The organism is Nocardioides daejeonensis (genome assembly GCF_003194585.1).
In the GTDB taxonomy this organism is placed as follows: Bacteria; Actinomycetota; Actinomycetes; order Propionibacteriales; family Nocardioidaceae; genus Nocardioides; species Nocardioides daejeonensis.
The window spans coordinates 918,820-939,185 of sequence record NZ_QHKZ01000001.1 but is presented as its reverse complement, the minus strand read 5'-3'; the positions used below and the strand labels follow the sequence as shown (position 1 = coordinate 939,185).

Annotated in this window: 22 protein-coding genes, 1 tRNA gene and 1 pseudogene; 15 read left to right on the top strand and 9 right to left on the bottom strand. The window is 69.9% G+C overall.

Annotated features, from left to right (window positions below; genetic code table 11):
- Positions 1–3: 3 nt before the first annotated feature.
- Positions 4–1,485 (bottom strand): amidohydrolase, encoded by a 1,482-nt coding sequence (locus DNK54_RS04550; protein ID WP_204164406.1) that lies wholly within the window; start codon positions 1,483–1,485, stop codon positions 4–6.
- A 112-nt stretch (positions 1,486–1,597) separates the two neighbouring features.
- Here DNK54_RS04550 and DNK54_RS04545 point away from each other — a divergent pair, with 112 nt between their 5' ends.
- The 9 genes from DNK54_RS04545 (at position 1,598) to DNK54_RS04505 (ending at position 8,735) form a co-directional block, all read left to right on the top strand.
- Complete coding sequence (locus DNK54_RS04545; RefSeq protein ID WP_110205694.1) at positions 1,598–3,217, top strand: AMP-binding protein; 1,620 nt, start codon at positions 1,598–1,600, stop codon at positions 3,215–3,217.
- 55 nt (positions 3,218–3,272) lie between these two features.
- Positions 3,273–3,785, top strand: coding sequence for a DinB family protein (locus DNK54_RS04540; RefSeq protein WP_110205693.1), 513 nt, complete (start codon positions 3,273–3,275; stop codon positions 3,783–3,785).
- The gene (locus DNK54_RS04535) at positions 3,782–3,976 is read left to right on the top strand and encodes a DUF3046 domain-containing protein (protein ID WP_110205692.1); all 195 of its coding nucleotides are present in this window, start codon (positions 3,782–3,784) and stop codon (positions 3,974–3,976) included. The genes DNK54_RS04540 and DNK54_RS04535 overlap by 4 nt, the downstream gene beginning before the upstream one ends.
- A gap of 217 nt (positions 3,977–4,193) precedes the next feature.
- Entirely contained in the window at positions 4,194–5,228 is a 1,035-nt protein-coding gene (recA, locus tag DNK54_RS04530; RefSeq protein ID WP_110205691.1) for a recombinase RecA, read from the top strand.
- Between the two features lie 4 nt (positions 5,229–5,232).
- Positions 5,233–5,988, top strand: a complete 756-nt coding sequence (locus tag DNK54_RS04525) for a regulatory protein RecX (RefSeq protein ID WP_239459903.1) — start codon at positions 5,233–5,235, stop codon at positions 5,986–5,988.
- Positions 5,985–6,683, top strand: a complete 699-nt coding sequence (locus DNK54_RS04520) for a GNAT family N-acetyltransferase (RefSeq protein WP_239459902.1) — start codon at positions 5,985–5,987, stop codon at positions 6,681–6,683. Before DNK54_RS04525 ends, DNK54_RS04520 begins: the two co-directional genes overlap by 4 nt.
- A gap of 44 nt (positions 6,684–6,727) precedes the next feature.
- A complete protein-coding gene (locus DNK54_RS04515; protein ID WP_239459901.1) occupies positions 6,728–7,594 on the top strand; it encodes a PPK2 family polyphosphate kinase in 867 nt (288 codons plus the stop codon).
- A complete protein-coding gene (locus tag DNK54_RS04510) occupies positions 7,591–8,355 on the top strand; it encodes a HipA family kinase (protein ID WP_110205690.1) in 765 nt (254 codons plus the stop codon). The genes DNK54_RS04515 and DNK54_RS04510 overlap by 4 nt, the downstream gene beginning before the upstream one ends.
- Entirely contained in the window at positions 8,352–8,735 is a 384-nt protein-coding gene (locus tag DNK54_RS04505; protein WP_110205689.1) for a DUF3037 domain-containing protein, read from the top strand. The genes DNK54_RS04510 and DNK54_RS04505 overlap by 4 nt, the downstream gene beginning before the upstream one ends.
- Before the next feature lie 40 nt (positions 8,736–8,775).
- Here the strand turns inward: DNK54_RS04505 and DNK54_RS04500 are convergent, their stop codons facing one another.
- From DNK54_RS04500 to DNK54_RS04485, 4 genes are read right to left on the bottom strand one after another with little or no spacing between them, the layout of a single operon-like run.
- Entirely contained in the window at positions 8,776–9,519 is a 744-nt protein-coding gene (locus DNK54_RS04500) for a sirohydrochlorin chelatase (protein WP_110205688.1), read from the bottom strand.
- 55 nt (positions 9,520–9,574) lie between these two features.
- Positions 9,575–10,321: a phosphoadenylyl-sulfate reductase gene (locus tag DNK54_RS04495; protein ID WP_110205687.1), complete on the bottom strand. Its 747-nt coding sequence runs from the start codon at positions 10,319–10,321 to the stop codon at positions 9,575–9,577.
- Entirely contained in the window at positions 10,318–10,509 is a 192-nt protein-coding gene (locus tag DNK54_RS04490) for a hypothetical protein (RefSeq protein WP_110205686.1), read from the bottom strand. The genes DNK54_RS04495 and DNK54_RS04490 overlap by 4 nt, the downstream gene beginning before the upstream one ends.
- A gap of 3 nt (positions 10,510–10,512) precedes the next feature.
- Positions 10,513–12,225: a nitrite/sulfite reductase gene (locus DNK54_RS04485; RefSeq protein ID WP_110205685.1), complete on the bottom strand. Its 1,713-nt coding sequence runs from the start codon at positions 12,223–12,225 to the stop codon at positions 10,513–10,515.
- Between the two features lie 442 nt (positions 12,226–12,667).
- On the opposite strand from DNK54_RS04485, the gene DNK54_RS04480 reads away from it, so the two are divergent.
- The 5 genes from DNK54_RS04480 to DNK54_RS04465 all read left to right on the top strand — a co-directional run bounded on the left by DNK54_RS04480 (position 12,668) and on the right by DNK54_RS04465 (position 17,188).
- Positions 12,668–14,110, top strand: coding sequence for a glycine hydroxymethyltransferase (locus DNK54_RS04480; RefSeq protein ID WP_110205684.1), 1,443 nt, complete (start codon positions 12,668–12,670; stop codon positions 14,108–14,110).
- A 101-nt stretch (positions 14,111–14,211) separates the two neighbouring features.
- The gene (locus DNK54_RS21250; RefSeq protein WP_204164405.1) at positions 14,212–15,183 is read left to right on the top strand and encodes a YihY/virulence factor BrkB family protein; all 972 of its coding nucleotides are present in this window, start codon (positions 14,212–14,214) and stop codon (positions 15,181–15,183) included.
- A gap of 23 nt (positions 15,184–15,206) precedes the next feature.
- Positions 15,207–16,310, top strand: coding sequence for a potassium channel family protein (locus tag DNK54_RS04475; protein WP_204164404.1), 1,104 nt, complete (start codon positions 15,207–15,209; stop codon positions 16,308–16,310).
- A gap of 119 nt (positions 16,311–16,429) precedes the next feature.
- Positions 16,430–16,762 (top strand): hypothetical protein, encoded by a 333-nt coding sequence (locus tag DNK54_RS04470; RefSeq protein WP_110205682.1) that lies wholly within the window; start codon positions 16,430–16,432, stop codon positions 16,760–16,762.
- A gap of 90 nt (positions 16,763–16,852) precedes the next feature.
- Positions 16,853–17,188, top strand: coding sequence for a hypothetical protein (locus tag DNK54_RS04465; protein ID WP_110205681.1), 336 nt, complete (start codon positions 16,853–16,855; stop codon positions 17,186–17,188).
- On the opposite strand, the gene DNK54_RS21415 is transcribed toward DNK54_RS04465, so the two are convergent.
- From DNK54_RS21415 to DNK54_RS04450, 3 genes and pseudogenes are all read right to left on the bottom strand, one after another.
- Positions 17,176–17,985 (bottom strand): isocitrate lyase/PEP mutase family protein, encoded by an 810-nt coding sequence (locus DNK54_RS21415; RefSeq protein WP_110205680.1) that lies wholly within the window; start codon positions 17,983–17,985, stop codon positions 17,176–17,178. The genes DNK54_RS04465 and DNK54_RS21415 overlap by 13 nt on opposite strands.
- 489 nt (positions 17,986–18,474) lie before the next feature.
- Positions 18,475–18,717 (bottom strand): annotated as a pseudogene (locus DNK54_RS21790) (ArsR/SmtB family transcription factor); the annotation flags it as partial.
- 108 nt (positions 18,718–18,825) lie between these two features.
- Positions 18,826–18,897: transfer RNA gene (locus tag DNK54_RS04450), tRNA-Val, on the bottom strand.
- A 166-nt stretch (positions 18,898–19,063) separates the two neighbouring features.
- Between DNK54_RS04450 and DNK54_RS04445 the strand changes: the two genes are divergently transcribed.
- A complete protein-coding gene (locus DNK54_RS04445) occupies positions 19,064–19,486 on the top strand; it encodes an SsgA family sporulation/cell division regulator (protein WP_110205679.1) in 423 nt (140 codons plus the stop codon).
- Between the two features lie 13 nt (positions 19,487–19,499).
- On the opposite strand, the gene DNK54_RS04440 is transcribed toward DNK54_RS04445, so the two are convergent.
- Positions 19,500–20,321 (bottom strand): aminotransferase class IV, encoded by an 822-nt coding sequence (locus DNK54_RS04440; RefSeq protein ID WP_110205678.1) that lies wholly within the window; start codon positions 20,319–20,321, stop codon positions 19,500–19,502.
- Between the last annotated feature and the right edge of the window lie 45 nt (positions 20,322–20,366).

The following is a 20,366-nucleotide window of genomic DNA, read 5'->3' as shown; positions in this document are numbered from 1 at the left end:
GAGTCAGACCCGCACCCCGGCGATCCAGGTCGCCTCGACCTCGGTCGCCCGGAGCAGCGCCGCCGCGGTGGCGGAGTCGGAGGTCGGTGCGAGCGGATCACGGTCGAGGAGCATCAGGTCGGCGCGCGCTCCGGCACGCGGTGTTCCCTGACCGTCAGTGGAGGCGGCGAGCGCCTCGCGCGGCGTGAGGGCCTGCTCACCGTGCCAGGGTGGGCGTTCGTCGCCGCTTCGGTGCACGGCGGCCGCCATGGCCAGCCACGGGTCGAGCGGTGCGACCGGCGCGTCGGAGCCGAGTCGTAGCGTCACTCCGGCATCGAGGAGCGAGCGGAAGGGAAAGCAGTCCTGGCCCCGGCCCGGCCAGAGCGCCTCGGTGAGGTCCCGGTCGTCCAGGAGATGCGCCGGCTGCACGCTGGCGACGACGCCGAGCCGGGAGAGCTCGGCGATCAGCGCGGGGGGAAGGAGCTGCGCGTGCTCGATCGAGCCGCGGGCTCCGTGCGCAGCGAGGCCAGCCAGGGTGGCGGCGGCAGCGGCATCGCCGATGGCATGCACCGCCACCTCGAGCCCGCCCGCCGTGGCGCGTCCGATCAGGTCGGCCAGGGCGGCAGGCTCGAGATTGGGCGCGCCGTGATGACCGGGCATGCCGGCGTAGTGCGCGCCGCACCAGGCGGTCCGGGTGTTGAGTGAACCGTCCCCGATGACCTTGAGCGGGCCCATCGTCACCAGGCCGCCGGTCTCGGGGATGACGTCCCCGGTCCGGAGCCCGGCGTCCAGCACGCGCTCCAGCCCTTCGGCGTAGGTCGCCGCGCGGATCCGTAGCAGGCAACCCCCAGCCGCATGGCGTGCGGGCCACTCGTGCGGCCCGCCGGTGAACTCGAAGTCGACCAGACCGACCACCCCGCGCCGTGCCGCGGCCTCCTGCGCGGCGTGGTAGTCGGCGGCGTCCGCCCGCCCGGTGACTCTCGTCTCGAACAGGTCGAAGGCGGAGAACCACTCGTCCTCGCGCACCACGTCGTCGCGCCAGGGGAGTTCGAGAAGCGCCAGGCCGGCCGAGTTCAGCCAGGCTTGGTGGCCGTCACCGGAGATCAGGACGGTCGGCGTGCTGCCGGTGACGGCGTCGAGCTCGCGGACGCCCACCTTGCGCCAGGCGCCCGCACGGTGGCCCCAGCTCACCACCGGACGCCCGGGCTGGTCGGCGACCTGGCGCCCGACCAGGGCCAGCAGTGCCTCGGGCGAGTCGACCTCTCCCACGTCGAGGCGCCGCCGCGCCGCGGCCCACTGGCCGAGATGGACGTGCTGGTCCCACAGCCCAGGGGCGAGCCAGCGTCCCTCGGCGTCGTACTCGGTGGCGCCATCGGCGGGCAGCTCCGGGGCGACGGCCTCGATCCGGTCGCCGACCACGCGCACGTCGACCGGCTCGGCGCCGGTCGCGGCCGGCCCGGAGAGGTCGACGAGGCGGGTCCGACGGATGATCAGGGCGCGCTGCACGGCGTCAGTCTCACTGTTCGTGGGCTCGTGGGCCAACCGACGCACGCAGGGCCGGGCCGGTCGGGCGGGTCCGCCCCTGCCGCGCCGGGTGTGACATGGGTAACGTGCCCTCATGGAGTCCTACGCACAGGGTGAGACATCTCCGGCGCTGCTGGAGGAGACGATCGGGGCGAACCTGGAGCGCACCGTGGCCGCGCATGCGGACCGCGAGGCTCTCGTCGAGGTGGCATCGGGACGACGCTGGACCTGGCGCGAGTTCGACCGTGACGTCAACGCGCTCGCGCGCGGCCTCATCGGTGCCGGCGTGGCGGTCGGCGATCGGATCGGCATCTGGGCCCCGAACTGCGCGGCGTGGACGCTGACGCAGTACGCCGCGGCGAAGGTCGGCGCGATCCTGGTGAACGTCAACCCGGCCTACCGCACGCATGAGTTCGCCTACGCCGCCAACCAGTCCGGGCTCAGCATGGTGGTCGCCGCGACCCGCTTCAAGGAGTCCGACTATGCGGGGATGATCGCGGCGACGGCGCAGGAGTGCCCGACGATCGAGCGGGTCGTCTACCTCGACGACGAGGCGTCCTGGCAGGGTCTGCTCGACGACGGCGAGGGGGTCACCGAGGACCAGTTGCGCGCCCGGATGGACGGGCTCGCGCCTGGCGACCCGATCAACATCCAATACACCTCGGGCACGACGGGCTACCCGAAAGGCGCAACGCTCAGTCACCGCAACATCCTCAACAACGGCTACTTCACCACCGAGCTGATCGGCTTCACCGAGGCCGACCGGCTCTGCATCCCGGTGCCCTTCTATCACTGCTTCGGCATGGTGATGGCCAACCTGGGCTGCACCTCGCACGGAGCCACCATGGTGATCCCCGCCCCGGGGTTCGACCCTGAGCTGACGCTGCGGGCGATCGCCGACGAGCGGTGCTCGGCGGTCTACGGCGTGCCGACGATGTTCATCGCCATGCAGAACCATCCGACCTTCGCCGACCACGATCTGAGCACGCTGCGCACCGGCATCATGGCCGGCTCGATCTGCCCTGTCGAGGTCATGAAGCGCTGCATCAACGACATGCACATGGCCGAGGTCGGCATCGCCTACGGCATGACCGAGACATCTCCCGTCTCGTGCCAGACCCGCCGCGACGACGATCTGGAGCGCCGCACCGCCAGCATCGGCCGCGTGCACCCGCACGTGGAGATCAAGGTCGTCGACCCGGTCACCGGCGAGACCGTGCCGCGAGGTGAGACCGGCGAGTTCTGCACCCGCGGCTACTCGGTGATGCTCGGCTACTGGGAGGACTCCGAGAAGACCGCCGAGGCGATCGACGCCGACGGCTGGATGCACACCGGTGACCTGGCAGTGATGCGCGAGGACGGCTACGCCAACATCGTCGGCCGGATCAAGGACATGGTGATCCGTGGCGGTGAGAACATCTACCCGCGCGAGATCGAGGAGTTCCTCTACACCCACCCCGACATCGAGGACGTGCAGGTGATCGGGGTGCCCGACGAGAAGTACGGCGAGGAGCTGTGCGCCTGGGTGAAGCTACGCGCAGGCGCCGATCCCTTGGATGCGGCGGCGGTGCGTGCCTTCGCGACCGGCAAGCTCGCGCACTTCAAGATCCCGCGCTACGTCATGGTGGTGGAGGAGTTCCCGATGACCGTGACCGGCAAGATCCGCAAGGTGCAGATGCGTGAGGAGTCGGCCCAAGCGCTGGGTCTGGCCTGAGGGCTTCGCCGAGGCCTGTGCCGGGGGCGCTGGCGCAGCGCGGTTCAATGGGGGCATGACCCCCGATACCAAGGACTGGACCTGGGTGGTCGAGCGCGCCTGCCCCGACTGCGGCTTCGACGCTGCTGCGCTTGCGGTCGCGGACCTGCCGGAGCTGCTCCGGGCCACGACGCTGCGCTGGTCGACCGTTCTCCGGGGTGACGACGTACGACGCCGGCCGGCCGCGGACGTGTGGTCGCCGCTGGAGTACGCCGCGCACGTGCGCGACGTGCACCGCATCTTCGCCGAGCGGGTGAGCTCGATGCTCAGGGACGAGGCGCCGACCTTCGCGAACTGGGACCAGGATGTCGCGGCGATCGAAGGTGACTACGCGCGCCAGGATCCCGTGGACGTCGAGGTCGCGCTGATCGAGGCCGCAGGGGAGTGCGCCGGTATCTACGCGGGCGTGCGGATCGGGCAGCTGCAGCGCACCGGTCTCCGCTCGAACGGCAGTGCCTTCACGGTCGAGACGATCGGCCGCTACCACCTGCACGACGTGGTGCACCACCTCGGGGACGTCGGCGCATGAGGCACACGGAGTTCTGGGCGTTGATGGAGCAGGCGCTCGGCGCTGGATACGCGCGCAGCTGGGCGGACCGGCAGAGCATTACAGAGCTGGGCTCGCGCACCGTCGAGGAGGCGTTCGCGGCGGGGGAGAGCCCCAAGCAGGTGTGGGCCGCCGTACGCCGTCACCTGGAGCTGCCCGACAGCTGGCGGTGACCACAGGCCCAGGTTCGGCTCGGGGCTCGGCATCTTCCGCGGCGACACGCCGTGTCGAAGCCTCGGATCGAACACGTGTTCGGTAGTGTGCTGCTCACAGGTACGACGCCGACCGGAAGTTATCCACAGGCTGCGACTCTCCTGATCAGGGAGTGTCGGTGGTTCGGTCTAGCGTCGCCGATGTACCTGGCCCACGACACGAGACGAAGGACGCATCATGGCAGCTGGAGACCGCGACAAGGCGCTTGACGCCGCGCTGGCGAATATCGAGAAGCAGTTCGGCAAGGGTTCGGTGATGCGTCTGGGCGACGAGAGCCGCGCACCCCTGGAGGTGATCCCCACCGGATCGATCGCCCTCGACGTGGCGCTGGGCCTCGGCGGCCTGCCCCGTGGCCGTGTGGTGGAGATCTACGGACCGGAGTCCTCTGGTAAGACGACGGTCGCGCTGCACGCCGTGGCGAGTGCCCAGCGGGCCGGCGGGATCGTGGCGTTCATCGACGCCGAACACGCACTCGACCCCGAGTACGCGCGAGCGCTGGGGGTCGACACCGACGCTCTGCTCGTCTCGCAGCCGGACTCGGGTGAGCAGGCGCTGGAGATCGCCGACATGCTGATCCGCTCCGGTGCGCTCGATCTGATCGTCATCGACTCGGTGGCTGCGCTCGTGCCGCGCGCTGAGATCGAGGGCGAGATGGGTGACTCGCACGTGGGTCTGCAGGCGCGGTTGATGAGCCAGGCGCTCCGCAAGATGACGGGTGCTCTCAACAACGCCGGCACCACCGCCATCTTCATCAACCAGCTGCGCGAGAAGATCGGCGTGATGTTCGGCTCGCCCGAGACCACGACCGGTGGTCGAGCGCTCAAGTTCTACTCGTCCGTGCGCCTCGACGTGCGGCGCATCGAGACACTCAAGGACGGCACCGACATGGTCGGCAACCGGACTCGGGTCAAGGTCGTGAAGAACAAGGTCGCGCCGCCGTTCAAGCAGGCCGAGTTCGACATCATGTACGGCAAGGGGATCAGTCGCGAGGGCGGTCTGATCGACGTCGGTGTGGAGGCGGGCCTGGTGCGCAAGGCCGGCGCTTGGTACACCTACGAAGGTGACCAGCTCGGCCAGGGCAAGGAGAACGCCCGCAACTTCCTGCGCGACAACCCCGACCTGGCCAACGAGCTGGAGAAGCGGATCCTGGAGAAGCTCGGCGTCACGCCGACCGTCGACGAGCCGGCCGAGCCGGTCAACATCGACTTCTGATCCGATGAGCGCGACCGGCTCCGGCAGCCGGTCCGACGGTGTCGGACCGGCGCCCGACTGGGCGGGAGTGACGGGAGAGACGACGGTCCCGGACTGGGCTGGCGACGTCTCGCTGGGCGTCGCTGCCTGGGCGGGCGACCGAGCAGTTCCGGACGATGCCTCCGGCCGGGGTCGTCCGGGTGGACGCCGGCGCTCCGAGCGCCGGCAGCGGGCGAGGGGCGGGCGCACGACACCGCCGCCGCGCGACGCCGCGATGGACCCCGATGCCGACCCTGAGTCGGTCGCCCGGAAGATCCTGCTCGATCAGCTCACCGGGCAGGCACGCAGCCGCAAGGAGCTCTCCGACAAGCTGTCGGCCAGGGGAGTCCCTGACGAGGTGGCGATCCGGCTGCTCGACCGGTTCGAGGAGGTCGGACTGGTCGACGACTCCGCCTTCGCGCGGATGTGGATCGCCTCTCGCCAGCCGGGAAAGGGGTTGGCGCGCCGAGCACTGTCGCAGGAGCTGCGACGCAAGGGCATCGACGACGAGGTCGCCCGCGAGGCCCTCGACGAGATCGACCCCGCGGACGAAGAGGCCGCGGCGCGTGCCTTGGTGCGCAAGAAGCTGCGTTCGTTGCGCAACGTCGGCCCGGAGGTTGCGACGCGTCGACTGGCCGGGATGCTGGCTCGCAAGGGCTACCCGTCGGGTCTGGTGTTCCGCATCGTTCGCGAGGAGCTGGCCTCGGCGGGCGAGTCCGAGCTCGAGGCCCGGGACTGGTGAGCAGCCAGGTCCGGCTGGCGCAACCGGGTGTGGCGCCGTCCCTGATCGACGTCGTGCCGGGCGAGTCCTGGCGGTCGGCAGCCCAGCGTGCCGGGCCGGGTCCGGTCTTCCCGCTCGACCTTGCGGCCGAGCCACCGCTCTTCACGACGGCGGTCGACTGGCAGGTCACCCTGCGCGCCGCGACGCCGGGAGACCTGCCCGACCTGGTGCGCTGGCGCCAGCACGCGCACGTCCGGCGGTGGTGGGCGGCCGATGGCGAGCCGACGGCCGATCGCGTGCGTGCGCAGTACGCGCCCGAGATCGCTGGGGAGTCGCCCACCCGGCTCTGGATCGTTGAGGCGCACGGACGCTCTGTCGGGTTTCTCCAGGACTACCTCCTCCGTGACCACCCCGACTTCGCCGTGCTGACACCCGACCCGGACGCGGTCGGTGTCGACTACGCGATCGGTGAGCCGAGCTGGGTAGGCCGGGGCCTGGGGCCGCAGTTGCTGTGGAGCTGGCTGCTCGCGGCCCATGCCCGCCATCCGGATGTCGAAACAGCGTTCGCGGCACCCGACCACCGCAACAGCGCGTCGCTGCGAGCGCTGGCCAAGGTGGGCTTCCGCGAGGGCACCTGGTTCGACGAGCCGCAGAGCGACGGCACAGTGGCGACCGTGGTCGGCTGCACGCTGAGGTTCGCTCAGGTCCTCGCGTGACCAGCGCATGGCGCTTCCCGGATCATCGGCGGCGATGAGCGATCATGGGGCCCATGCCTTTCGCCGACGACCTGTGTGATCGCCTCCGCCCGGCCAACGGACCGATCGACCTGACGGCCTTCGACCCACGTGACGTGCTCGACTTCGAGGGCGACAAGGACGATGCCGGCAAGGAGCTGGCGGAGATCGGGGAGGAGCTCGCCGATCTGCAGGAACGGCTGTTCGCGCACCGCGGCGACCCGGGGGCTCGCAGCATTCTGCTGGTCCTGCAGGGGATGGACACCTCGGGCAAGGGCGGGGTCATCCGGCACGCTGTCGGCCTCGTCGACCCGCAGGGAGTGCGCATCACCTCCTTCAAGGCGCCGACCCCCGAGGAGCTCGCCCACGACTTCCTCTGGCGGATCCGCAAGGGCGTGCCGGGTCCGGGCTACCTGGGCGTCTTCGACCGCTCCCACTACGAGGACGTGCTGATCGGTCGCGTGCGCGAGCTGGCCCCGCCAGAGGAGATCGAGCGCCGCTACACGGCGATCACGAGCTTCGAGAGGGAGCTGGCCGACCACGGTGTCGTGGTGGTGAAGTGCCTCCTGCACATCTCACCCGAGGAGCAGCGGGAACGGCTGATGGCGCGGCTCGACGACGAGTCCAAGCACTGGAAGTTCAACCCCGGCGACATCGACGAGCGGGCCCGCTGGTCCGACTACCGCGCGGCCTACGAGGTGGCGGTCGAGCGTACGCACACCGCGCACGCTCCGTGGCACATCGTGCCGAGCGACCGCAAGTGGCTGCGTGACCTGGCGGTCGCGCAGCTGCTGCTGGAGACGTTCCGCAGCCTGGAGCTGACCTGGCCGATCGCTGACTTCGACGTGGCCGAGCAGCGTGCCCGGTTGGAGCAGGAGGCTCCGCTCGCATGATCCCCACTCAGCGGATCACCCGCTACGCGACCCCGCTCCGTGAAGGCGGCTCCCTGCCGGGAATCGTCGAGGCCGACGACCTCGGCACCTATGTCTGCAAGTTCCGAGGAGCCGGCCAGGGCCTCCGGGTGCTCGTCGCGGAGGTGATCGTGAGCGAGCTGGCGCGGCGGATCGGCCTGCGTACGCCCCGTCTGGTAGCGCTCGAGCTCAGCCACGAGATCGCTCGCTACGAGGCAGACGAGGAGGTCCAGGACCTGCTCACCGCCAGTGTCGGTCTCAACCTCGGGGTGGACTTCCTGCCCGGTTCCTTCGGCTTCGACGGTGCCGTGCCGGAGGGCGAGACAGACGCGGCGAAGGTGCTCTGGCTGGACGCGTTCTGCGCGAACGTCGATCGCTCCTGGCGCAACCCCAACATGTTGGTCTGGCACCGTCAGCTCTGGGTGATCGATCATGGCGCCTCGCTCTACTTCCACCACGGCTGGAGCCGGGGGATCACCGATCCGGAGCGCTTCGCCGCCCAGCCCTGGGACGCCGGCGACCACGTGCTCCTCGATCATGCGGGCGCTCTCCCCGAGGCGGACCGCGAGATCAGTGGACTGCTCGACGAGTCGGTTCTGCTCGATGTGCTGGCGCAGGTGCCGGACGAGTGGCTCGAGCCCGTACCCGGCGCGGAGTCGCCTGCTCTGCTGCGCGCGGCGTACGTCCGGTTCCTCGGTGCCCGCCTCGCGACCAGGCAGTGGCTCCCGGAGGTCGCCCGATGAGCACGCCTGCACCCTACGAGTACGTCGTGATCCGTTGTGTCCCGCGGGTGCACCGCGAGGAGTTCGTCAATCTCGGTGTGGTGGTGCACTGCCAGTCGGCCGGGTTCCTCGACGTCGCCTGGCGCTGCGAAGACGCGCGACTCCTGGCCTTGGATCCCGCCCTGGACCTTGAGCAGGTGTGCGACGGCATGGCCTACATCGAGGCGGTCTGTCGGGGCACGGCCAGGGCCGGAGCCGCCGCCGGGGCACCGCTGGGCACGCGCTTCGGCTTCATCAAGGCCCCGCGCAGCACCGTCCTCCAGCCCGGCCCGGTGCACGGGGGCGTCACCTCGGACCCGGCCGACACGTTGCTGCGCCTCCGCGAGCTCCTCGTGGACTGAACCGCCGAAGCGTCCCGCAGTGGCGTGGCACTTCGGCGGATCAGACGGGGACGAGCTCCACGGCGCCGACGGCGTAGCGGGCGAGGATGACCCGCGCCAGCTCCTGGTGGGCGCCCAGGGGAGCGGAGACCGCGACGGCGCCCGCCTCGAGCGCGAGCTCGCCGGCGCGGTCGGGCAGGAAGCCCGGCGCCAGGAACAGCGAGCCGACCGCAATGTGACGGCGACCCTCGGCACGGAAGGCGCGCACGGCCTCACCGGTCGCCGGGGGAGCGGTCGAGGCGAAGGCAGCCTTCACCGGCAGGTGGTGGTGGGCGCCCCAGACCCGGGCCAGGCGGGCCACCGTGCGGTTGGCAAGCGGATCGCTGGATCCTGCCGCAGCGAGCACCAGCGCGTCGAGCTCACGAACCCGCGCCTCCTTGAGCGCGGCCCGCAGCCGCAGGTCGAGCACCTCGAGGAAGGCATGCTCCAGGCCGAGGATCGACGAGGCCCTGATCCGCAAGCCCTCGTGCTTCGCGGTCTGCTCGGCGATCGCGGCCGGCACATCGACCTTTGCGTGGTAGGCCTCGGTCAGCAGCAGCGGAACGACCACGATCTCCTCGTAGCCGGCGCGCACGAGCTTCGAGACCACCGTGCCGAAGGACGGCTTGGAGAGCTCGAGGAACGCGGTCTCGATGCGCAGGTCGGGGCGCAACGCCCGCACCTCCGCGACGAGCCCCGCGATGGTCTCGGCGGAACGAGGGTCTCGGCTCCCGTGTGCCAGGCACACCAATGCTGGAGCGGTCATGGCCGACTGCCTCCCTTCGGGGACGTGATGCTGTCGAGTGACGGGTGCGGGGCGGTCATGTGTGGATCCCGCACTCGGTCTTGTTGAGCCCCGCCCAGCGCCCGCTGCGCGGGTCCTCGCCGGGGGCAACTCGTGAGGTGCACGGCCAGCACCCGATAGACGGGTAGCCGTCGTGGACGAGCGGGTTCACGAGCACGCCGTTGTCGGCGATGTACTGCTCGACCTGCTCGTCACTCCACCGTGCGATGGGGGAGACCTTGACCTTCCCCTTCTTCGCGTCCCACCCGATCACCGGGGCGATGACGCGGTTGTGCGTCTCGGCGCGGCGCAGGCCGGTCGCCCAGGCGTCGTACCCGGCGAGGCTCTCCGCGAGCGGCTGCACCTTGCGGAGCTTGCAGCACAGGTCGGGATCACGGCGGAAGAGCTCGGGGCCGTGCTCGGCGTCCTGCTCCTCGACGGTCTGCCGGGGGGTGATCGTGATCAGGTTCACGTTCATCGTGTGCTGGACGGCGTCGGCGGTGCCGAGCGTCTCGGTGAAGTGGTAGCCGGTGTCGAGGAAGACGACGTCGATCCCCGGAGCGACCTTGCCGGCAAGGTGGGCCAGCACGGCATCGCCCATGGAGGAGGTCACGCAGAACCGCTCGCCGAAGGTGGCGACCGCCCACTCGATGATGTCCTCGGCCGGTGCGAGCTCCAGCTCGGCTCCCGCATGGGAGACGATCTCCCGCAGTTCCTCGGGGCTGCGCCCCTCGGTGTGGCTACCCCGGTAGGCGGCGGCGCGCGTGGTGGTGAACGCGGTCATCTCTCCCCTCCCAGGTCGGGCCGGGCGATCAGGCCCAGCATCTTGACGGTGAAGGCCCGCAAGCAGGCCCGGCACTCCCACGCGCCGTGCGGCGAGGTGATCTCGCCGTCCGCTCCCGGCACCTCGTGCGGGCGCAGATCGTCGTCACCGCAGTAGGGGCACAGGTAGGGGATGGCGCGGGAGCTCATGACTCAGACACCCACCAGACTGCGGGGATCGGTCTCACCGCGCAGGAAGGACTCGTCGGCGCGAGCGACCCAGGCCGCGAAGCTCTCGCCGTCCTGTCGCTGGTCGAGATAGGCCAGGACGACGTTGGTGACGTAGTCGTCGAGCCCGGCGCTGGTCACCTTGTGGGCACGTAGCTTGCGTCCCAGCTCCTGGGTCAGGCCAATGCCGCCACCCAGGTGCACCTGGAACCCCTCGACCTGGTTGCCGTCGTCATCGAGGACGAGCTGGCCCTTGAGACCGATGTCGGCCACCTGCGTGCGGGCGCACGAGTTCGGGCAGCCGTTGACGTTGATGGTGATCGGGGTGTCGAGCTCGGGGAACCGCCGCTCGAGCTCGTCGATCAACGCCGTGGCGCGGTCCTTCGTGTTGACGATCGCCAGCTTGCAGAACTCGATGCCGGTGCAGGCCATGGTGGAGCGTCGCCACTCCGAGGGGCGGGCGGAGAGGCCGATGACCTCGAGTGCCTCGATGACCTCGTCCACGTGGTCGGCCTCGACGCCGATGAGCACCAGCTTCTGGTACGCCGTGAAGCGGACGCCGTCGACGCCGTACTTCTCGACCAGGTCGCCCAGAGCGGTCAGCAGCTTGCCGCTGACCCGGCCGACCGTCGGGGTGGCACCGATGTAGAACTTGCCGTCCTTCTGCTCGTGCACACCGATGTGGTCGCCGTTGCGGGTCGCGACCGTGGGCGAGGGGTTGGAGATCAGCGCGCGCTTCAGGTACTGCGTCTCGAGCACCTCGCGGAACTTCTCGATACCCCAGTCCTTGACGAGGAACTTCAGCCGAGCACGCGAGCGCAGGCGGCGGTAGCCGTAGTCGCGGAAGATGGAGATGACGCCCTCCCAGACGTCGGCGACCTCGTCGATCGGGATCCAGACCCCCATCTTGGCGGCCAGGAAGGGGTTCGTGGAGAGGGCGCCGCCGACCCACAGGTCGAAGCCCGGGCCATGCTCGGGGTGCACCACGCCGACGAACGAGACGTCGTTGATCTCGGGGGCGCCGTCCAGGCTCGGGTGCCCGGAGACCGAGGTCTTGAACTTGCGGGGAAGGTTCGCGTACTCGGGGTTGCCGGTACGCCGCCGGTTGATCTCGGTGAGGGCCGGCGTGCCGTCGATGATCTCGTCCTTCGCGACGCCGGCCACGGGCGAGCCGAGCATGCCGCGGGGGGAGTCACCGCACGCCTCTTCGGTGCTGAGGCCCACGGACTCCAGCCGCTCCCAGATCTCCGGGACGTCCTCGATCGCGATCCAGTGGTACTGGATGTTGGAGCGGTCGGTGATGTCGGCCGTCTCCCGGGCGAAGTCGGTCGAGATACCGCCGAGGGTCCGCAGCTGGGTTGCGTCGAGCAGGCGACCGTCGGAGCGCACCCGCATCATGAAGTAGCGGTCGTCGAGCTCCTCCGGTGCGAGCGCTCCGGTCTTGCCGCCGTCGAGCCCGGGGCGACGCTGGGTGTAGATGCCGTACCACCGGAAGCGGCCGCGCAGGTCGGACGGGTCGATCGCGTCGAAGCCGCGCTTGGAGTAGACGTTGATGATGCGGTCCCGCACGTTGAGCGGGTTGTCATCCTTCTTCTGCTGCTCGTTGGCGTTGAGCGGTTCCCGATAGCCGAGTGCCCACTGCCCTTCGCCCTTCTTGGGGCGGGGGCGCGGGGTGCGAGCCGGTGCCTGGTCATTCATCGATGCGAGTTCCTTCGCAGCAAGAGACGCGCGACGCGGGAGTCCGGGTGCCACATCCTTGGGACACCGGGCGGCCTGCGACCGTGCGCCCGGACGGAGAGTTCTTGGTCTGGGCGCCCGCAACTCGAACGGTATTCGGGCGGCGGGTGGTCAGCAGGGCCAACACATCATGCTGCGGGTACGCCCGAAGTCCACGTGGCGTCGAACCACGAGGTAGGCGTGTGTTGCAGCACTGATCATGGACAGGAGTCTCACGTGGCGGACAGCCTTGCCACAACCCGGAATCTCATGCAGTGAGACTCCTGTCCAGCATGTGGTCATTGCGACGGGCTCGATCGCCATTCTGAGCCTGAAGGCCCGGTTCGGCATGGCGCGCATCACACCGCAGGGAAGGGGGTGATCGGTGCGTAAGGCGTCCGGCGTGACCACTATTGTGTGCCGCATGAGTGACCTGTCCTCCCTGACCAGCTCCGCCTACCAGCAGGCTCTCGAGGTCATCGCCTCGGTCGAGCCGCGGATTGCGGAGGCCACCCGGCAGGAGCTCGCCGACCAGCGCTCCTCGCTGAAGCTCATCGCCAGCGAGAACTACGCCTCGCCCGCGGTGCTGCTGACCATGGGCACCTGGTTCAGCGACAAGTACGCCGAGGGCACCGTCGGTCACCGGTTCTACGCGGCCTGCCAGAACGTCGACACCGTCGAGGCGCTCGCTGCCGAGCACGCCCGCGAGCTCTTCGGGGCGCCGTACGCCTATGTGCAGCCGCACTCCGGCATCGACGCCAACCTGGTCGCGTTCTGGTCGATCCTCGCCCACCGGGTGGAGACGCCGGCCCTGGAGAAGCTGGGCGCGAAGAACGTCAACGAGCTCAGCGAGGCCGACTGGGAGTCGCTGCGGGCCGAGCTCGGCAACCAGCGACTGCTGGGCATGTCCTTGGACACCGGCGGTCACCTCACGCACGGCTTCCGCCCCAACATCAGCGGCAAGATGTTCCACCAGCAGCAGTACGGCACCGACCCCGAGACCGGACTGCTCGACTACGACGCGCTGGCTGCAAAGGCACGCGAGTTCCGCCCGTTGGTGCTGGTCGCCGGCTACTCGGCGTACCCGCGGCGCGTGAACTTCGCCAAGATGCGTGAGATCGCCGACGAGGTCGGCGCCACCTTGATGGTCGACATGGCGCACTTCGCCGGACTGGTCGCCGGCAAGGTGTTCACCGGTGACGAAGACCCGATTCCGCACGCGCACGTGGTGACCACGACGACCCACAAGTCGTTGCGCGGCCCGCGCGGCGGCATGGTGCTCTCCCAGGAGGAGTTCGCCGCCGACATCGACCGCGGTTGCCCGATGGTGCTGGGCGGCCCGCTCTCGCACGTGATGGCCGCGAAGGCCGTGGCGCTGGCTGAGGCCCGCAAGCCGGAGTTCCGCACCTACGCGCAGGCGATCGCCGACAACGCGCAGACGTTGGCGGAGGGTTTCCTCAAGCGAGGCGCACGGCTGGTCACCGGTGGCACCGACAACCACCTCGTGCTCGTCGACGTCTCCACCTTCGGCCTGACCGGTCGCCAGGCGGAGTCCGCGCTGCTCGAGGCCGGCGTGGTCACCAACCGCAACTCCATCCCCGCCGACCCCAACGGCGCTTGGTACACCTCCGGCATCCGCCTGGGTACGCCGGCGCTCACCACCCGCGGCTTCGGCGCGACGGAGTTCGACAAGGTCGCCGAGCTGATCGTCGACGTCCTGTCCAACACCCAGGCCGGCACGACCAAGGCCGGTGGCCCGTCGAAGGCTTCCTTCGTGCTCGGCGACGGTGTCGCGGAGCGCACTCGCGCGGCGAGCGCAGAGATGCTCGACAAGCACCCGCTCTACCCGGGGCTCGAGCTCAGCTGAGTCCCCGCCCCTCGGGGAGGGGCGATCGGCAACGTCCAGATCACGGGCGCCTCCGCGTGGCGGGGGCGCCCGTGATGCATCCACGGTCCTAGGTTGAAGCCATGTCCGCTCGGAGCCCCCTGCGCCTGCTCAGGTTGCTCTGGCGGGTGGTCGCCGAGACCGTCGGATCCTGTGTCCGCTACCGCGTCACCGGCCTGGCGGCGGAGGCAGCCTTCTTCGCGGTGCTCTCGATCCCGCCGCTGGTCTTCGCGCTCGCAGGCTCGGTCGGCTTCATCAGCGACCGGTTCACCGACGACGAGGTCACCGACATCCGCAACGGTGTCCTGCACATCGCCGGTCAGGTGATGCCGGACTCGGCGGTCGCCAAGGTCATCCGACCCACGATCAACACCGTCTTGGAGGGCGGCCGCTTCGACGTGATGTCGATCGGCTTCCTCCTTGCCCTCTGGTCGGGGTCGCGGGCCCTCAACGTCTTCGTCGACACCATCGCGATCATGCACGGTCTCGGCGGTCACCGTGGGATCGTCCGGACGCGGGCGCTCTCCTTCTGCCTCTACCTGCTGGGCCTGGTCGTCGGGGCTGCGACGATCCCGCTGGTGCTGGCCGGCCCCCGGCTCGTGCGCGGGTTGCTGCCGGAGCGGATGCTCTTCCTGCACCACCTCTACTGGCCGACGGTCGTGGTGCTCTCCATCTGCTTCCTGGCCACGCTCTACCACGTGTCGATCCCGGTCCGGACTTCATGGCGCTACCAGGTGCCGGGCGCGACCTTCGCCCTCCTCGTGTGGATCTTCGGTTCCTTCCTGCTGCGTTGGTTCCTCACCGTCACCGCGGCCGACTCCCGTTCGATCTTCGGGCCGCTGGCAGCACCGATCGCCGTACTTCTCTGGTTGTATCTGGTCTCGATAGCGGTCCTGATCGGTGCCTCGATCAATGCGGCGTTCGACTCGCTCTTCCCGCAGGCATCGACGTCGAGGGCGCGAGAGGTGCTCCGTCGGTGGGCGGAGGCCCTGCCGCGCCGGGCAGGTCAACGCGCCGACGCCGAGCCGGAAGCAGTCGATGCCGACGATCCGTGAGGGCCGCGTGCCATGCTTCTGCCGTGGATGAGACGACGGAGCCGCGGCAGCCGGCCGACGGGCCGCTCGGGGAGATCTCGCTCCCGGATCGCAAGCGGTCGCCCTGGTGGGAGCTGGGCCGTCGGCTGCTCTTCGCGCTCGGCATCCTCGTCGGCACCGTGCTCCTGGTCTGGCTCGACCGGGCCGGCTACCGCGACAACACCGACCCGACCGGCGAGGTCGACCTCATCGACTCGATCTACTACACGACGGTCACACTGAGCACGACCGGGTACGGCGACATCACCCCGTTCGCGGAGCGTGCTCGTCTGGTCAACGCATTCATCATCACGCCCGCCAGGATCGCGTTCCTGGTGCTCTTGATCGGTACCACCCTGGAGGTGCTCGCCACCCAGGGTCGGGAGATGTTCCGGGTCGCCCGGTGGAGGAAGAACATGAACGACCACGTGGTGGTCATCGGCTACGGCACCAAGGGCCGCAGCGCCGTCGACACGCTGGCACGCAACGGCATCGAGCGCTCCTCGTTCGTCGTCGTCGACCCGAAGCCGATCGCCCGGGAGGAGGCCAACGCGGACGGCCTCGCGGTCATCGCTGGTGACGGCACCCGGCGCGAGGTGCTGCGCCGGGCCGGCATCAGCCGAGCCAGCCAGGTCATCATCACCACCGACCACGACGCGAACACGATGATGGCGACCCTCACGGTGCGTCAGCAGAACGCCGACGCCTACATCGTCGCTGCCGTTCGTGAGCACGACAACGTGCCCCTCCTGCGTCAGAGCGGCGCCGACTCGGTCGTCACCTCGAGCGAGGCCGTCGGCCGGCTACTGGGCCTGTCGTCGCTGTCGCCGACCCTGGGGTCGGTGATGGAGGACCTGATGACGTACGGCGCGGGGCTGGAGGTCGCCGAGCGCGACCTGCTCCTCAACGAGGTCGGCAAAGCACCGCAGACCCTGCCCGACCAGGTGATCGCCGTCGTACGGGACGAGAAGGTCTATCGCTACTTCGACCCGGTGGTGACGCTGCTTGCTCGCGGCGACCGCCTGATCGTCGTCCGGCCGTCGAAGGAGAAGCCGTGGGCGCCGCGTCCAGGCACCCACGAGGAGGACCGGGCCGTCGAGGACGAGTGACCTCCCGTTGACCGATCGGTCATACCTGATGGTCCAGAGGTCCCGACCTCGTCATGCCGCGCCGACTCTGCGCTCCCCGCGACCTAGGGTCTGGGGCACCAGGGAAGGGGAACGGCGTCATGGTGGATGCGCAGGCTGATTCGATCGCGCAGTGCGTTGTGGGAGCAGAGCCGCACGAGGTGGTGGCTGCCGTGCGCGGCACCCGTCCGCGTCGTCTGGAGATCCTCCGAGCAAGTGGTACGACGATCCTCGCGCGGGTGACGACCTCCTACGGCACCGGCGTGGAGCTGGGGCTCACCGTCGAGTTGGAGCGGGTGGAGGGCGGCACCTGCGTGACCGTCACGCCCAGCCAAGCCGGCAACGCGCATCTCGCGATGGTGGCGACCGCAGCACTCGCCGAGGTGGTGGGCGAGAGGACGGCCGGCCCGCGGGCGGTCGCCGCCACCGTCTAGTCGCCACCTCCGGCAGCCACCGTCTGGCCGTCAGGGGATGTGCCCGGCGTCCGGAGACGCTACCTTGACGGCAGGGAGAGGGAGGCCGACATGGTGCAGGGCGATGCGGTGACCGAGGTCCGGCGCGACTACTCCGCGGATCTGCGCACTCTCATGGCCGCCCTGCTCAAGGCCAAGCCACGTCATGTCCGGCTGATCAGTGCGAACGCGCAGGCGGTGCGCTGCGCCTTCAGCACCGAGGCCGACGGGTTCCGTCTCGGCCAGCAGGTGACGGCAGACCTGACACCGCTCGAGGCCGGCACCCGGCTGCGGATCAGCAGCGGGGGAGAGGAACTGCCCGTTCGGGTGCGGGAGTCCTTGGAGTGGTTCCTCGACGAGGTCGCGCGGGTCCTCGCACACCTGCCCGACCAGCGTCACGGCAGTTGACCGCTGCCCGGGCGGGCTCCGTTCCTCCCCAGGGCCTGGACGGCGTCATAGCCGAGGACCTCGCCGTCGAGGACGGCCTCGCCGACGAGTTCGCGGGCGCGGTCGACCGCCCGGGTGAGCGCGGTGCGGTAGAGCAGCGATCCGGTGCTGACCCGAGCGACGCCGAGGGCAGCCAGCTGCGTCAGGTCGAGGTGGGGAGAGGCGAGGAGATTGACCGGGACGCCGGCGTGGCGCACCACCTGCTCGACGACTGCCGGCGCCAGGTCGCCCGGTACGAAGATGCCGTCCGCGCCGGCCGCGACGTAGCGGGAGACCCGATCGCAGGTCTCGGCGAGGTCGGGTCGCCCCGTCCAGTACGTGTCGACCCGCGCGTTGACGAAGAGGTCGGGACGGCTCGCCTTCACCGCGGCGATCTTGCGGGCGTGGAGGTCGGGGTCGAGGAGGAGACCGCCGGTCGAGTCCTCCAGGTTGACGCCGTCGACCGGAAGCGGAAGCAGCGTCTCCGCCACCTCTGCGGGCTGGTCGCTGAAACCGTCCTCGGCGTCGCAGGTCAGCAGTACCTCCGGAGAGGTTGTTCGGATCACCTCCACCAATGCGGCGGTCGCTCCCAGGATCGCCCTGCTCTCGTCGCGCAGCCCGAGCGCAGCAGCCAGTCCAAGACTGGTGGTGCCGACCGCAGGGAAGCCCGAGCGGGAGAGGAGGGCGGCGGAGGCGGCATCCCATGCGCAGGGCAGCAGGAACGGGTCTCCTGGCCGGTGCAGCGCGGAGAACCGCGCGGCTCGTGTCTGGTGCTCCATGACTCTCCTTCGACTCCTTGGGCGATGGTGGCTCAGAGATGGTGCAGCTCGGTGTGCAGCGCCCAGCCGAGCTCCGTCCTGCCCGCGGGCGTGAGCATCACCGCGCGACCGGTGGGGCGTCGTACGACCCAGGAGCGTGCGAGGAAGGTCGCGCACAGCTCGTCGCCGAGCCGGCCACCAAGGTGCGAGCGGCGTTCCGTCCAGTCCAGGCACCAGGTCGCGAGGGGGCGTCCGTTCGCGGGATCCTCCGGTACGTCGACGCCCCAGGCCGTCAGCAGGCCGTCGCGACCCGCTGCGGTGAGTTGCCCGAACGGGTCTAGCCAGCCCTTGTCGAGGAGTCCTGCGGCGAGACCGACACCCAGCCGCCCGGCCAGGTGGCGATAGCAGGTGCGGCCCTCTGCGAGGTGTCGGTCGCGGGTTCGCGTGCGCAGAGTCGGCGCGGGGGTGAGCCTGCGAGCGCTGATGCTCCAGCCAGGTCGCGACCGCCGGCGAGGCGACCTGGACGTAGCGGTGACGCCCCTGGCGTCGGTCGGTCAGCAGGCCGGCCTCGACCAGAGTGCTCACGTGTTCGGAGACGGAGGACTTGGCGGCGCGGAGCTCGGCGGCGAGCTCGGTGACGGTCCACGCCCGGCCATCGAGCAGGCAGATGCAGATCAGCGACCGCGTGGAGTCCGCCAAGGCGGCTGCCAACGCAGCCAGGTCCGGAGTCGTCTCGGGAGGTTGCGCCGCCATGGAGCCACTGTGCCACTGGCACGGTTCGGCGCAGACCGAACTGATGTCGGCGGCCGCCGAACGTGAAGAGGCCCCCAGGATCCTGGGGGCCTCTTCATGAACTGTCGGTGGGCGATACTGGGTTCGAACCAGTGACCTCTTCGGTGTGAACGAAGCGCGCTACCACTGCGCCAATCGCCCGCGCGGTGCGACCGGAACTCTAGCGCACATGCTCCCCGGCATCACAAACCGGGCTCGTTCCCGTTGTGATGCGGGCCGCAGAAAAACTGTCTCGGGAACGGCGTCATAGCCGACCGGATCGCCCGTCCCACCTGCGAAGCACGACCGCGATTCAAGGAGACAGCCCATGAGCAGGCCGGCACCCAGTGACATTCGTCAGCGCATCACGATGCGGTGTGTGCGTGACGCCGGTGCTGGAGCCATGCTTCCGGTGGTCCTCGGCTACGAGGCCAGGGACCCGTACGCCGTCTCGCTCTCCTTCGGCACCATGACGGGCGACATCGTGTGGACCTTCGGACGCGACCTGCTCCGTGAGGGCTTGGGTGGACCGGTCGGGATCGGCGACGTCAGGATCTGGCCGGGCGTCGATCTGCTCGGTCGGCCGTGCCTGATGGTCGAGTTCCGCTCGCCCGACGGGGAGCTTCTGGTCGAGACCCCGAGCGAGCCGGTCCGCGACTTCCTCGAGCGGACCTTCGAGGTGGTCCCGACAGGCGCGGAGTCGCAGAGCCTCGACGTGGACGCGATCATCGACCAGCTGCTGACGGTCTGAGCGTCCCGCTGGTTCAGGGATCGACGGTCTTCGCCGACTGCTCGGCGAAGACCGTCGCCGCCTCGCGCGTGACGGCCCCGGGGGCGGAGAGCTCGCGCTCGTCGCACCGATGCACCCCCTGGACGTCGCGCGTGGTCGAGGCCAGGAAGATCTCGCTCGCACTCGCGAGCACCTCGAGCGGCTCATCCACCTCGCGGACCCCGAGCCACTCCACCAGCAGCGCTCGGGTGACGCCGGCCAGGCAGCCGCTGGCGAGGGTCGGCGTACGCAGCTCACCCTCGTGCACGTAGAAGACGTTGGATCCGGTGCCCTCGCAGAGGTTCCCGATCGTGTTGGCAAAGATCGCCTCACTGGCCCCTCGAGCGGCGGCGCTGGCAAGCGCCACGACGTTCTCGGCGTACGAGGTGGTCTTGAGGCCGGCCAGTGCGCCGCGCTCGTTGCGGGGCCAGGGCACAGTGGCGACGGCGGCGGTCTCCGGGTACGGCGCCATCGGCACGCCGACGACGGCGAGAGTCGGCGCTGCGTGGCCGCGCCCGGAGCCGAGCGGAGCTCGCCCCGCCGTGTAGGTGATCCGAAGACGGCCCAACGGCAGCTCCTGGCCGGCCAGGACGGCGGCCACTCCGCCGCGCACCTCGGCAGCGTCGACAGGCGGGAGTCCCAGCGCAGCTGCGCAGCGGGCCAGCCGCTCCAGGTGGCGGGTGAGCGCGAAGGGCTGCGAGTCGACGACCTTCACCGCCTCGAAGACGCCGTCGCCCACCGTGAAGCCGTGGTCGGTCAGCGAGATCGCGGGTGCTTCGGGGTCGTCGAGAAGGTGTCCGTCGAGCCAGGCGCGCATGGCTCCACGCTAGGTGATCGTGAGGGATAGGACCCCGACGGTCGA